We start from the raw sequence: 13,128 nt of genomic DNA, 5'->3' as shown, positions 1-13,128 counted from the left end.
ATGAGCAAGGTAAAGGACGTCAGAGATGTCGTAGAAGGGTGACGCTTCATCAGCAAATGCACACTCAATTAAGATTTGCACAGCACAGATTCTCGCCGCGCCCCAAATCAATACTGCCCCGGCATTACCGCGGTGTTGCACGTTGGTTGTTCCGTAACCTATGAGTTCTAGGTGGCGCGGTAGCCAAATACCCCCGCACAGCATCTTTGCCAGCGAGGGAGCAGGTCGCTAACCAGTGATCTGGATAATATGCAAAGTAGGCTGCTCCTTGCAGCGCAGGTGATAGCTCGTATTCCCGATCTTCAGCGTGATGTGCAGATTATTATCTACCCCACGCTGATCTCCAATTCCACCCTCATGCGCCGTCGCCGACGGTAACCAAGGTCGCCCTTGCATTAGCTGCAACAGGTTGCGTGCCGCTGAGCGCGCAGCCGCGGCTGGCGTATCCAGCAAATCAACGATATCCGCCGGCGTCAGCTTGACGTAGTTGCGCACATCGGTGGCCTTGTCCTGGTACTGGAATTTGCGGCTGTATTTCTCGTCGAAGCGTTTCGAATAGCACTGCTTCAGGATTTTCTGCTTGGTTGCTGCATCCATGTTTTCTCCGTTCTATTTGATTGCGTATTTGAATTGGCCCTGCTTGTTGGCGGTGACCTTGATCTTGGCGATGCTGCCGCCTTCGGCCATCTTGGCCAGCACGGTTTCGGCAATTTCCGGCAACAGCGTGCCGTTGAGGATATTGTCGACATTGCGGGCGCCGGAATCGACTTCGGTGCAGCGCGCCAGCACCGCTTCGACCAGCGGCTCGTCATAGCTGAATTCGGCCTTGTGGTTGATGGCGATGCGTTTCTGGATACGTCCCAACTTGAGGTTGATGATTTCAACCAGCACGTCGTCCGAAATCGGGTAGTAAGGAATGACTTTCAGGCGCCCCAGGAAAGCCGGCTTGAAGGCTTTCACCAGCTGCGGCCGGATCGCCTGCTCCAGGTCGTCGGTGCTCGGCAGTTCCGCCGCCGCCTTGTTCAGGCAGCTTTGCATGATCAGGCTGGAGGCGACATTGCTGGTGAGGATGATGATGGTGTTCTTGAAGTCGATTTCGCGGCCTTCGGCGTCGTCCAGCACGCCCTTGTCGAACACCTGGAAGAACAGTTCGAGCACGTCCGGGTGGGCTTTCTCCACCTCGTCCAGCAGCACCACGCTGTACGGATTGCGCCGCACCGCCTCGGTCAGGACGCCGCCTTCGCCGTAGCCGACATAACCCGGCGGCGAGCCTTTCAGGCCGGAGACGCTGTGCGCTTCCTGGTATTCGCTCATGTTGATGGTGACCAGCTTGCGCTCGCCGCCGTACAGCACGTCGGCCAGCGCCAGCGCGGTCTCGGTCTTGCCGACGCCGGACGGGCCGACGAACAGGAACACGCCCTTGGGTTTGTTCGGATCGTCCAGGTTGGCGCGTGAAGTGCGCACGCGCTGCGCCACCGCTTCGATCGCGTGCGACTGGCCCAGCACCCGTTCATGCAGCAGGGCGCCGAGGTTGATCACGGTCTTGATTTCATCCTTGACCATCTTGCCGAGCGGGATGCCGGTCCAGCTGGCGACGATTTCCGCCACCACCAGGCCGTCGACCTGCACCGGGACCATCGGCGTTTCGCCTTGCAGCGTTTTCAATTCCTCGATCAGTTTCGCCAGTTCCTGCGCTTCCTTGCTGTCCTTGGCTGCTTTCCTGGAAGGCTTGGCCGCATCGTCGGCTGGGGTCTGTTCCGCCGCCGGCGTTGCTTCGAGTTCCGTGCGGGCAGCCTTGATGCGGTCGGTCAGGGCTTTTTCCTTTTCCCAGCGTGCGCTGTGGAGGGCCAGCTCCGCAGTCAGTTTCGTCTGCAATTCGCGCAATTCTTTCAAGCGTTCAGCGTGCTTGCCGCCGGCATTCGATTCGCGTTCCAGCGAATTCAGTTCGGCCACCAGGCGGTCCAGCTTCTTGACGATGTTTTCGATCAGGGCCGGCGTGGCATTCTGGCCCAGCGCAACCTTGGCGCACGCCGTGTCGAGCACGCTGATCGCCTTGTCCGGCAGCTGGCGGCCGCTGATATAGCGATGCGACAGCCGCACTGCTTCGGTGATGGCTTCGTCGAAGACGCGCACGCCAAAGTGTTTTTCCATCAGCGGCGCCATGCCGCGCAGCATGGCGCAAGCCAGTTCTTCGCTCGGTTCCTCGACCTTCACTACCTGGAAACGACGCGCCAGGGCGGCGTCTTTCTCAAAGTATTTCTTGTATTCGCTCCAGGTGGTGGCGGCGATGGTGCGCAGTTCGCCGCGCGCCAGCGCCGGTTTCAGCAGGTTGGCGGCGTCGTTCTGGCCAGCCTGGCCGCCGGCGCCGATCATGGTGTGGGCTTCGTCGATGAACAGGATGATGGCGTGCGAACTTTTCTTGACTTCGTCGATCACGCTTTTCAGGCGGTTTTCAAACTCGCCCTTGACGCTGGCGCCGGCTTGCAGCAGGCCCATGTCGAGGGTGTGCAGTTCCACGCCCTGCAGCACGTCGGGCACGTCTTTTTGCGCAATCCGCAGCGCCAGGCCTTCCACCACCGCGGTCTTGCCGACGCCGGCCTCGCCGGTCAGGATCGGGTTGTTTTGCCGGCGCCGCATCAGGATGTCGATGGTCTGGCGGATTTCGGTATCGCGGCCGATAACCGGATCGACCTTGCCTTCGCGCGCGCGCTGCGTCAGGTTGGTGGTGAATTTGTCGAGCGAAGGGGTTTTCGAAGCTTCGCCCTTGGCGGTCAGGTCCTGCACCGGATCGCCGCCCTGGTCTTCCGCCGTGGCGCCGCCGCCGTCCGCGGCTGCGCTTTCCTGCGAGCCTTCGGTCAGTTTTTCCAGGTCGTGCTTGAGGTCGTCCAGTTTGAACTTGATGAACAGCTTGGAGCCACGGTAGGCCAGCTGCACCAGGTCCGGCTCGGTCAGCAGCGCCAGCAGCAGATGGCCGCTGCGGATGCGTCCCGACTGGTTGTCCAGCGAGGCGATCAGCCAGGCGTGTTCAAACAGCTTGGGCAGGTGCGGCGAAAATACCGGGGTGCGTGCGTTGCCGTTCTTGAAGCGGTCGATTTCGCCCTGCAGGTCGCTTTCCAGCGCAGCGAGGCTGATGCCGGATTTGCGCGCAATCACCGCAAAGTCGCTCTTGGGCTGTTCCAGCAAGGCCAGGAACAGATGTTCGATATCCACTTCATATTGGCCACGGCCGACGCAGATGTTTGCTGCACGTTCCGCTGCCAGGCGTGAGGTGTCGTTCAGTTTGCTGATTAAGGTTTTGAGATTGATGCTCATTGAAGCCTTCCCATCCATGCATGGTCAAAGTGAGTGAATTTCGTAACAGACATCGGTGCGGTCGTTTTCTTCCGGTTTGCTGGTGACAAAGGTATCCCAGCCCAGCCGCCCGCTTTCAGGGTCGGAACCGAGGCTGACGCTTTGCACCTGGTCCGCGCGCAAGATCAGCTGTATTTCATATTCCAGGAAGACGCTGGTAAACATCGCCAGTATTTTTTGCAGCCCGACAGCAGCCGCGCCGCCGGGCAAAAAGCTTTCAAATTTCTTTTTGGCCAGCGGGCCGATTTTCAGGCGCATGCGCAGGTCGCGCTGCCATACCCGTTCGCCCACCATCGCCACGCTGCCCAGCAGGGCGTTGGTCGAACCCAGTACGGTTTGCTGGTCGACCGGCACGTTGTACCAATGGCCGACAAACTGCTCGATCGTGATCGGCACCGAAAAATATTCGCGCAAGACCCGCTGCATGTACGCCGCGGACGGCGGCCGGTGCCGGATGGCCGCGGCAAAATGCCCGATCGATTCGTCCAGCAGGCCGGCGCCGTCTTCCGACATGCGGCCGCGCAAAGTGCGGTGGCCAAGGCCGGCGAGCGACATCAGCAGCGGCAGGAAACTGTCCTTGCCGTCGACCTGGTACTTGAATTCCAGCCGGTACTTGCGCCAGGCCTTGAAAAACAGGGCCACGCTGCGGTTCGAGAAAACATCCAGGAAAGCGCGCGGGCCGTGGTCCTTTTCATACAGCTGGTGCGCAGCGATGCGCTCCGAGTAGTGGCTGGGCAGCGTGCCGTTGCTGCCTAAAAAACCGATGAACGCCGGCGTCAGCGCGATGTTGTCGAGCTGGTTGGTCTGCAGCGCTTCCAGCAGTTCTTCCACCGATTGCCGGGTCAGCTTGGGCGAAACTTCCAGCGCTTCGATCTCGCTCGGCGGAAAGTTCAGCGACACCGTGTTCTGGAAGCGCAGGAAATCGCTGACCGCTTCCTCATGCGGGACGCCGTTCTGCTTCAGCCACAGCTCCAGCATCATCACCGCCTGGAAGAACTGGAAACGATGCGGCTTGTCGAGCAGGCGCTGGATTACGCTAGGTTCGAATCTCCGCTGCGCGGTAAGCATCGCAGTATCTCCTCACCTGTTCGTTTTGAAGCTATCACCAATTGCGTAAAGCTGTTGGCATGCACATACAGGCCGAGGAAGCGATCCAGGACATTGGCAAATACATGGATGCCGCTGCCCACGAAACCTTCTTCGTCCAGTGTCACCTTGATCTCGATGCCGCGCACCAGCGAGGCGAACGGATTGCCCGGCAGCCAGGCGGTGGCGGCTTTGTGCTCGATGCCGACCACGCTGCCGATCTGGCGCTGCGAGATGGCCGACCGCGGCAAATCATACAGGCTCAACGTTTCCTGCAGGGCTTCCAGGCCGCCCTTGGCCAGCGACAGGTGGTTCAGCGCCAGATGCGAAATCAGGCGCCAGTGGGCGCCGCGGCCGCGCTCGAAACGGCAAGGTTCGGAAGGCTTCCTCAGGAAGCTGATGGCGTTCACCAGCGAGCCGCCTTCCAGGAACAGGTCGCCGCCGGCCAGGCCGTACGCCAGCGAGGCGGGCAGGTTGCGGTTGCAGCAGGTCAGCTCGATGCTCAGGGTGTCGGTTTCGATGGCGGCCGGGTCGAAATCGATGTCGACGATGGAAATTTCGGTTTCATAGCCAGGGCTGCGCGCCGCGACCATTTCGTCGCGCCGCATGGCCCAGTAATGGCCTGCCTTGTCCGCGCTTTCGCCGTGGCGCAATGAATAGAACGGGCGGAATTCGGTAATCGATTCGCCTTCCGGCGTTTGCCGCACCAGCTGCACCGAATCGATGGAGTGCACTTCATAGGCATAGGCGCGGCGCGAGTCGCCCACTACCGGGTAATAAGCGCTGGTATGGGTCAGGCGGATCGGATCGCCACGCTGCTTGAACAGGTTGATGACCGGGGTGCAGCCTAGCAGCAGGTTATTGGTCGACAAGGTGCCGAGCATGCGCGCGGTGTTGGAATCGGCGCGCAGTCCGGACAGCACCAGGTGCAGGGTGAATTTTTTGCAGCCGGCCGGCAGCAGCTTTGTGATTTCAGCAACATCGACGTCAAAGAAATTGAATTTCTCGGGATAGGAGAAATACTCGGTCAGCAGCCGGTAGGCGGGATGCGAACGCGCCGGAAAGTCGATCAGCGATTCGTCTTCTTCAAAACCGACCGGCGTTACCGGGATCTTGCTCACCGCATGCCACCGGCCGCTCTTGCCGACTTCGACGTAGGCGCGCAGGGTGCGCATGAACAAGGTATCGCGCAAGGCGGCGCAGAACGACGGTTCGCCGTCGATGAATACGCGCAGGGTCTTGACGCCGAGTTCGGCGAAACCGGCTTGCTCCGCGGTGCTCTCGAAGGTGATGCCGATGCGCGAGCTGGCGGTAGGCGGCAGCAGCACGGCGTCCGGCGGTTCGATGATGGGATCGAACACCGCGTGCGACAGCAGCACCGGCGCCACCGTGACTTCATAGGTTGTCTTGAATTTGCAGGCCACGCCCTTGACCTGGCGCGTCGTCAGTTCGGTGCCGCGCGGCACCGGCATGGCGGTGGTCAGCTGGGCGGCGGCGACGCTGTAGTCCATGCGCGCGATCGAGCAGGATGGAAACGGCCGCAGGTAATGCGGATACAGCACCTCGAACAGGGCTTCGGTAAATTCGGGGTAATCGTCGTCCAGCCGCTTCGAGGTACGGGCATTGATCAGCGCAAACGACTGGATCATGCGCTCGATGTGCGGATCTTCCGATACCTCGCCGGACATCAGCAGGCGGCCGGCAATCTTCGGGTAGCGCTCGGAAAACTCGCGCGAATAGCGCCTCAGGAAACCGAGCTCGCGCTCGTAATAGGGAAGTAGTTCGTCCACGTTAACCGTCCATCCGCGCCGCGCGGCGTGCTCTGCTGATTGAGTATTGCAAGGTCGAGGGCTGCAGCACGGCGTCGAAGCTCACGGCTTCCTTGGCCGGCCCCACCACCAGCATGGCTGCAATCGCAAAATTCAAGCGGTTGATCGATCCTTCGCGCAGCTCGAGCGAGGCGCGGACATTGCGCAGGCGCGGCTCGTGGCGCGCAATGCCTTGCTCCAGGCACTGGCAGATATAAGCGCGGTCATCCAGGCTGGCCAGGCTCATGCCGGAAAAATCGTTCAAGCCGTAAGTCAGGATCGACTTGCTGCATTCGGGGAAATTCTTCAGCAATTCTTCGGGAATCACGGTGCGGGTATTCAGCATGGCCTCCAGGTCGCGCGCGACCGTGTCTTTCAAGGCATCCATCGACAAACGCACCACCAGGTCGGATTGCGCAGGCGTGCCGTCGCCGCCCATCAGTCGATCAAACAATCCGGGAGTGAAACCTTTCATCGCTTACCATTCAAGAGAAAAAAAGAGCCGCAGCATGCGGCTCTTTTATCGATACAGGAAAATTACACGATTTTGTTGGTCGACAGATCCCAGCCGCCGGAAGTGTTGCCGCCCGAACCGCCGCCGATCTTTTGCTGTGTGTACTTCCATTTGACCTGGGAGTACTTCAGGCTGACGCTTTCGCTCAGCACGTCGCCTTCCTGGACCGATGGCGTGACATCCGAAATCAGCAGGTTGACCAGTTCGATTTCGAAGTACTTGATGCGGTCGCCCTTGCCGTCGGCGCGCAGGAATTCGAACTTGGCCTTCGGAATGGTCTTGCCCGACGAGCAGTTTTGCAGCAGCAGCGGTGTAGCCAGGTCAGCGATCTTGGTGATCACGATATCCTTGTGCTCGCAGCGCTCGGCTGTGTGGCCGCCGCCGGTCGATGCAGTCGCCGACTTCGGCTGCAGCACTTCCCACTGCACCGATTTGCACTCGATCCAGTCTTTGTGCGCGCTGTCCGTGGACTCGCCCTTGATGCCGTCGATTTGCAGATAAACGTCTATTGCCATGGTGATATCCCTCGTGAATTAAGTTAAGACTTGGTTGACGCCGGTAATTCTGCAACCAAGCGCAATGAAACTGAAAGTTCGTCAAGCTGGAAGTGCGGGCGCAGGAACGACACTGCACGGTAGACGCCCGGACGACCCGGTACTTCGGATACCTGCACCGAGGCTTCGCGCAAAGGAAACTGCGCTTTGGCTTCCTGGCTGGCATTGTCATCGAGCAGCACATACTGGGTCAGCCAACGGTTGAGGAAATCTTCCACGTTGCCTGCCGAAGCAAAGCTGCCGATCTTGTCGCGCATCATCGATTTCATGTAATGCGCAATACGCGATACGGCAAAAATGTACTGCAGCTGGGCTGACAGCACGGAGTTGGCGTTGGCCGAATCGGTATTGTATTTCTTGGCTTTCTGCGTCGACTGGGCGCCGAAGAAGGCTGCATAGTCGGTGTTCTTGCAATGCACCAGCGAAATGAAGCCAAGGTCGCTCAATTCTTTTTCGCGGCGGTCGGTAATGGCGATTTCGGTCGGGCATTTGAGCGCGACTTCGCCTTCGTCGGTCTTGAAGGTATGGGTCGGCAAGTCTTCCACCAGGCCGCCGCCTTCGACGCCGCGGATTGCCGCGCACCAGCCGAAATCTTCAAACGCCTTGGTCAGCTTGGTGCCGAAGGCATACGCTGCGTTACACCAGAGGTATTTGGAATGGTCGGTGCCGTCGACATCTTCCACGAAGTTGAAACCTTCGACTGTCTGCCCGTCTTTTGGATTGAACGGCAGGCGGCCCAGGAAGCGCGGCAGGGTCAGGCCGACATAACGGGAATCTTCCGATTCGCGGAACGACTTCCATTTGGCATATTCGACGGTCTCGAACACCTTGGCCAGGTCGCGCGGCTTGCCGAGTTCGCTGTAGGTTTCCAGGCCGAACAGCTCAGGCGAGGCCGAGCTGATGAACGGCGCATGGGCAGCCGCGGCGATATGCGACATCTGTTCGACGAAATACATGTCTTCCGGCTGCCGGGTGATTTCGAAATCGCCTATCAGGGAACCGAACGGCGCACCGCCGAACGTGCCGAATTCTTCTTCGTAGACTTTCTTGAAGATCGCGCTCTGGTCGAACTCGAGGGCGCTCTGGAAATCCTTGACCAGCTCCCGCTTGGTAGCGTTCAAGACCTTGATCTTGAGGTTCTGGCTGGTAGTCGAGTTGAACACCAGGTAATGCAGGCCGGTCCAGCTGCTTTCCAGTTTCTGGAATTCAGGCGCGTGGATCACGGCGCTGACCTGGGCTGAAATCAGGCGGTCCAGCTCGGCTACGCGGGCGTCGATGGTGGCCGACAGGTTGGCCGACACCACCACGGTGCCCTGCATGACCTGGTTCACCAGTTCTGAAATGATGTCTTTGGCGCGGTCGTGCTCGGCGCCGGACTTGGCGACTTTGCTCTGTTCCACGATCTGGTCGAGCAAGCCGGATTCTTCTACGGCCGCTCCTGCGGCTGGCGCAGAATTATGCTGAAAGGACATCTCAGTCTCCTTGCTTCTTGGTTTGCTTGCTTAACGCCGCCAGCTTTTCGGTGCTGTTGAGCACATCGTTGAGGATATCTTCCAGCTTGTCGTTGCCGGCCAGCTTGTTGCGCAGGTCGGCCAGTTTGGTGCGGGCTTCGAGCAGCTGCTTGAGCGGCTCGATCTGCTGCACTACCGCTTCCGGACGGAAATCGTCGATCGACTTGAACTTCAGGTCGACCCCGAACTCGCCGCCGGCGTCGCTCAAGTGGTTCGGCACGCGGAAAGCGGCTCTCGGTTCGACGCCTTTCATCACTTCATCGAAGTTGTCGTTGTCGATGTTGACGAACTTGCGGTCCTTCAGCTTGGTCTGGGCTACCTCGGACTTGCCGCTGAAATCGCCGATCACGCCCATCACGAACGGCAATTCCTTTTGCTCGATGGCGTCGCCGATTTCAACGTCGTAGGTCATTTGCACCCGTGGTGGACGGACTTTCTGCAAACGTTTTTGAGTACTCTCTTTTTTAGCCATAAAACCCCCGCTGATACCGAATAATCAAGCCCCGATCCCGCCTGGCGGGATCAGGAATCATATGAGTTACTGCAACGATCCGAATGGATTGGCGCCATCGCCGCTAGGCTCAGGCGAGCCCGGTTTGGCTGCGACAGCGCCTTTTTTGGCGGCCGCTGCTGCCGGCGCCGGGCGTGCAACTACTTTTGGACGGGGCGGCACCAACACTGTCTCGCCCAGGCTTTCACGCAGGATCTTGGCCAGTCCCTGTGCTTCGTTGCGGACATTGCCGTTCAAATCGTTCTGTGTGCGCAGGTCGTTCAGAGCCTTGGTCGACAGCCGCAGGCCGCCTACCGCGACTATGCTGTTGGCAACCTTGTCTTTCGGATCGCGCTGCAGGCCTTCCAGCGCATACGAAATGGCGTCGCCATAGTTTTCCGCATCGAAACGGATTTGCGCCAGGCGTATCCATGGCGTCTTGTCTGCAGGAAACGCGCCGGTCGCGTCTTTCAGTAATTTGACTGCCTTGTCGGTCTGTCCGGCTTTTTGTGCGGCGTCGGCTTCAGCCACTATAGAATCCAGTTTTGCTGCGGGGTCGACCGCAGGTGGGGTTGCGCAGGCGCTTACCAGACACGCCAAGGCCACGCCGTAGATAATTTTGCTTTTCCATTGACTCATCGTAAACTCGCTTTCTATGTGGCAACTTTTAAATAGCCGAATCTTAACAAAACCCGGCAGATGCAGATATCATATTGCCAATCTACATCAAAATTTGTGAACTTTGGTTACACCATTGCAACAAGTTTAGTCCAGACCCATACTATGTGTCTAGGCGACAACTGAGATTGTTATTATTTTGTACAATATTATCAAAAAAATATTATCCGAGACCTTATTATTTATCCGATAATTTTGCAACCCAAATAAAGATCGACTTTAATGCGCCCCTTATCTCTCTTAGTTTCGCTGGCCGCAATACTGAGTCTGGCTGGTTGCGCCGCAGGCGCCGTTTCCGCACTTGGCTCTGTCGCCAGCTCTGTACTGGAGATGTCGGGCATCACCAAGCCAGAGGTTCCCGACGCGCAAAAACCGCCCCGTACCATAGCGATCAAGCTGCATGCGGGCAGCAATTTGAATACCGACAGCTCCGGCACGCCGCTTGCCCTGGTCGCCAGAGTATATAAGTTACGACAAAATGGCGCTTTCCAACAGGCAACATACGATACATTTACTAATCCGCAGAAAGAAAAAGACGTATTGGGCGCCGATCTGCTCGAAGTCAAGGAAATAACGCTGGTGCCGGGACAGCGTTATGAAGTCAGCGAAAAAGTCACCAGGGAAGCGGGTTTTGTCGGTGTCGTGGCCTTGTTCCGCAAACCTGCGGCGCAACGCTGGAAGATGACTTTCCCGGCCGAGCCTGCTGAAAAATCAGGCATTACCATCGGCGCGAACGCCTGTGCGCTGACAGTCGGCACCGGCGTCACGGTTGCGGAAACAGCTGCCGCGACTAAACTTTTAACCCCGGCCCCATGCGGCTAGCGTGGTCCAGCTAGCGCCACGCGGATTGTGCGTGATGGTTTGAATAAAATGACATGTGAGTAAATACGTGAATCGAACATCGAAAATTCTATGGGGCGAGGGCCTGTTTTTACGGCCCCAGCATTTCCAGCAGCAGGACCGCTATCACGAAAACCGCCTGCATGAGACCACCAACGCTTTGCACCCGTATGCCTGGGGCGTGATGACGGTGCAGCTGGACCGCGATGCGCTGGCCAACAATACCTTGCGGCTGTCCGAGCTGTCGGTGATTTTCCAGGACGGCGAGATCTATAACGCGCCTGGAGACGACGACCTGCCGGAAGTGGTCGACCTGAGCGATATCCCGCATGCGCAGCAAACCATTACCTACTACGCGGCCCTGCCATACATGAAAGGCTTCGGCGGCAATTTTTCGCCTCTGGGCCAGACCAGCAACTCGACCCGTTACGCCCAGAACAACTCGGCCACGCCGGACTTGTTCACGCAAGCGGCGGAAGCCGAGCTGACCTACCTGAAGAAATCGGTGCGCCTGGTGTCGGAACTCGATCCGCGCGACTCGCTGATCAGTTTTCCGCTGATCAAGCTGCGCCGCATTTCGACCGGCGGCTTCGAGCCCGACCCGAGCTTCGTCGCGCCGAGCCTGACGATCCGCAGCGCACCGGCGCTGTATATCCAGTTGCGGCGCCTGATGGATGCGCTGCAAGCCAAGGTCAGCGCCCTGTACGGCCACCATCGCGAACCGAGCAAGAATGTCATCGAATTCCGTTCCGGCGATATCTCTTCCTTCTGGCTGCTGCACACCGCGAGTTCGGCGTTTGCCGGACTGACGCACTATTTCCACAATCCGGCGTTTCATCCGGAACGGCTGTACGAACAGCTGCTGAGCCTGGCCGGCGCGCTGATGACGTTTTCCAAGAGTTATGCGCTGTCGGACCTGCCGGTCTACCAGCACCAGGATCCGGGACCGTGTTTCGCCAAGCTCGACAGCATCATCCGCGAGCTGCTGGACACCGTGATTTCCTCGCGCTATTTTTCGATCGCCCTGTCGGAGAACAAGCCTTCCCATCACCACGGCATGCTCGACTCCGGCAAGATCGACGACAAGACCGCGTTTTACCTGGCGGTCAACGCCAGCATGCCGGCCATCGAACTGGTTGATATCGTGCCGCTGCGCTTCAAGATCGGCGCACCCGACGACGTCGATAAATTCGTCCTGTCGGCCATGCCCGGCGTCAAGCTGTCGCACTCGCCGCAAGTGCCGGCGGCGTTGCCGGTGCGGCCGGACACCTACTATTTCGCCTTGGAAAACAAGGGGGCCCTGTATGATCGCATGCTGCAGGCGCAGTCGATCTCGATTTATGTACCATCCGGCATCAACGACCTTAAACTTGAGCTCTTAGCGGTTACATCATGAACAGACCATCAGCCCCTTCCCTGCTCGGCGACAGCGCCGCCGGCCAATACGCAGCGGCGGACACCAGTTCCGCCAATTCATTGCTCGACCTGATGTACGACGGTTTCTACGCCTTGTTCTTGCTGAAGAACCGCTGTGCGCCTGTCGACGAAGCCGGCTTCACGTCGAAGATGCAGCGCTTCCTCAGCGATTTCGAGCGCGGCGCAAAGAAGCTGGATGTATCGGCTGAAGACGTCCACGCCGCAAAATACGCATTTTGCGCGGCGGTCGACGAGAACATCCTGCATTCGCAATTCAATATCCGCGATGCCTGGGCGCGCCGGCCGCTGCAGCTGATCCTGTTCGGCGACCAGCTCGCCGGCGAACACTTCTTTACCCGCCTGGAAGACTTGCGCGCTAAAGGCGCACAGCACCTGCAGGCGCTGGAAGTGTTCCATATGTGCCTGCTGCTGGGTTTCCAGGGCAAGTACATCATCGAAGGCCCGGAAAAACTGAACTACCTGACGGCCCGCCTGGGCGACGAAATCGCGCGCATGAAAGGCAAGAGCGCCGGCTTCGCACCGCACTGGGAACGGCCGGACCAGGTCAGCCACAAGCTGCGCAATGAAGTGCCGCTGTGGGCGCTGTGTTCGGTGTTTGCCCTGATCGGACTGGGCGGCTATTTTGCGCTGAACACCATGCTGTCGCGCGCCACCGCGTCGAGCATCAGCGGCTACAGCGACATCGTCAAGCTGGCGCCGCGCGCGTCCTACCTGACCATTACCCTGCCTTGATCGGATTTGCCTAAGGCATTCACTTTAATGCCCGGCATTCCGGGCACGTTGGGACACGGCATGAGCAACGTACTCCAGAGCCTGCAAAGCCTCATCGGCGGGCGCCAGACCAATCGGATCCTGCGCC

12 protein-coding genes are annotated in these 13,128 nt (G+C 59.0%); 3 read left to right on the top strand and 9 right to left on the bottom strand.

Annotation, left to right across the window (positions count from 1 at the left end):
• Window positions 1-228 precede the first annotated feature (228 nt).
• The 9 genes from AC07RZ_RS09150 to AC07RZ_RS09110 form a co-directional block, all read right to left on the bottom strand.
• Window positions 229-597, bottom strand: coding sequence for a hypothetical protein (locus tag AC07RZ_RS09150; RefSeq protein ID WP_494667720.1), 369 nt, complete (start codon window positions 595-597; stop codon window positions 229-231).
• Between the two features lie 12 nt (window positions 598-609).
• Window positions 610-3,312 (bottom strand): type VI secretion system ATPase TssH, encoded by a 2,703-nt coding sequence (gene tssH, locus AC07RZ_RS09145; protein WP_494667719.1) that lies wholly within the window; start codon window positions 3,310-3,312, stop codon window positions 610-612.
• 24 nt (window positions 3,313-3,336) lie between these two features.
• Window positions 3,337-4,419: a type VI secretion system baseplate subunit TssG gene (tssG, locus tag AC07RZ_RS09140; protein WP_092396084.1), complete on the bottom strand. Its 1,083-nt coding sequence runs from the start codon at window positions 4,417-4,419 to the stop codon at window positions 3,337-3,339.
• Window positions 4,383-6,227 carry a type VI secretion system baseplate subunit TssF gene (gene tssF / locus AC07RZ_RS09135; RefSeq protein WP_494667718.1) on the bottom strand — a complete coding sequence of 615 codons (1,845 nt, stop codon included), beginning with the start codon at window positions 6,225-6,227 and terminating at the stop codon, window positions 4,383-4,385. The genes tssG and tssF overlap by 37 nt, the downstream gene beginning before the upstream one ends.
• Window position 6,228: 1 nt before the next feature.
• Window positions 6,229-6,720, bottom strand: a complete 492-nt coding sequence (gene tssE, locus AC07RZ_RS09130; protein ID WP_092396088.1) for a type VI secretion system baseplate subunit TssE — start codon at window positions 6,718-6,720, stop codon at window positions 6,229-6,231.
• Between the two features lie 62 nt (window positions 6,721-6,782).
• Entirely contained in the window at window positions 6,783-7,274 is a 492-nt protein-coding gene (locus AC07RZ_RS09125; RefSeq protein ID WP_092396090.1) for an Hcp family type VI secretion system effector, read from the bottom strand.
• Between the two features lie 23 nt (window positions 7,275-7,297).
• Entirely contained in the window at window positions 7,298-8,785 is a 1,488-nt protein-coding gene (gene tssC / locus AC07RZ_RS09120; protein WP_092396092.1) for a type VI secretion system contractile sheath large subunit, read from the bottom strand.
• 1 nt (window position 8,786) lies between these two features.
• On the bottom strand, window positions 8,787-9,296 hold the full coding sequence (tssB, locus tag AC07RZ_RS09115) for a type VI secretion system contractile sheath small subunit (protein WP_014004068.1): 510 nt from the start codon (window positions 9,294-9,296) through the stop codon (window positions 8,787-8,789).
• Between the two features lie 66 nt (window positions 9,297-9,362).
• The gene (locus tag AC07RZ_RS09110; RefSeq protein ID WP_494667717.1) at window positions 9,363-9,845 is read right to left on the bottom strand and encodes a tetratricopeptide repeat protein; all 483 of its coding nucleotides are present in this window, start codon (window positions 9,843-9,845) and stop codon (window positions 9,363-9,365) included.
• 369 nt (window positions 9,846-10,214) lie between these two features.
• On the opposite strand from AC07RZ_RS09110, the gene tssJ reads away from it, so the two are divergent.
• From tssJ to icmH, 3 genes are all read left to right on the top strand, one after another.
• The gene (tssJ, locus tag AC07RZ_RS09105) at window positions 10,215-10,814 is read left to right on the top strand and encodes a type VI secretion system lipoprotein TssJ (protein ID WP_144741016.1); all 600 of its coding nucleotides are present in this window, start codon (window positions 10,215-10,217) and stop codon (window positions 10,812-10,814) included.
• Window positions 10,815-10,881: 67 nt separating this feature from the next.
• Window positions 10,882-12,228 carry a type VI secretion system baseplate subunit TssK gene (tssK, locus tag AC07RZ_RS09100; RefSeq protein WP_494667716.1) on the top strand — a complete coding sequence of 449 codons (1,347 nt, stop codon included), beginning with the start codon at window positions 10,882-10,884 and terminating at the stop codon, window positions 12,226-12,228.
• The gene (gene icmH / locus AC07RZ_RS09095) at window positions 12,225-13,001 is read left to right on the top strand and encodes a type IVB secretion system protein IcmH/DotU (protein ID WP_494667715.1); all 777 of its coding nucleotides are present in this window, start codon (window positions 12,225-12,227) and stop codon (window positions 12,999-13,001) included. Before tssK ends, icmH begins: the two co-directional genes overlap by 4 nt.
• Window positions 13,002-13,128: the final 127 nt, after the last annotated feature.

The sequence above is a fragment of the Collimonas sp. GW821-FHT07E08 genome, assembly GCF_059418905.1.
The sequence above is the reverse complement of the archived record's forward strand: the minus strand, read 5'-3'. Positions and strand labels throughout refer to the sequence as shown.

Excerpts from the sequence above, each read along its gene's own strand:
- tssG (WP_092396084.1), bottom strand. The coding sequence starts at position 4,419 with ATGCTTACCGCGCAGCGGAGATTCGAACCTAGCGTAATCCAGCGCCTG.
- tssB (WP_014004068.1), bottom strand. The coding sequence starts at position 9,296 with ATGGCTAAAAAAGAGAGTACTCAAAAACGTTTGCAGAAAGTCCGTCCA.
- AC07RZ_RS09125 (WP_092396090.1), bottom strand. The coding sequence starts at position 7,274 with ATGGCAATAGACGTTTATCTGCAAATCGACGGCATCAAGGGCGAGTCC.
- AC07RZ_RS09150 (WP_494667720.1), bottom strand. The coding sequence starts at position 597 with ATGGATGCAGCAACCAAGCAGAAAATCCTGAAGCAGTGCTATTCGAAA.
- tssJ (WP_144741016.1), top strand. The coding sequence starts at position 10,215 with ATGCGCCCCTTATCTCTCTTAGTTTCGCTGGCCGCAATACTGAGTCTG.
- tssC (WP_092396092.1), bottom strand. The coding sequence starts at position 8,785 with ATGTCCTTTCAGCATAATTCTGCGCCAGCCGCAGGAGCGGCCGTAGAA.
- tssH (WP_494667719.1), bottom strand. The coding sequence starts at position 3,312 with ATGAGCATCAATCTCAAAACCTTAATCAGCAAACTGAACGACACCTCA.
- icmH (WP_494667715.1), top strand. The coding sequence starts at position 12,225 with ATGAACAGACCATCAGCCCCTTCCCTGCTCGGCGACAGCGCCGCCGGC.
- tssE (WP_092396088.1), bottom strand. The coding sequence starts at position 6,720 with ATGAAAGGTTTCACTCCCGGATTGTTTGATCGACTGATGGGCGGCGAC.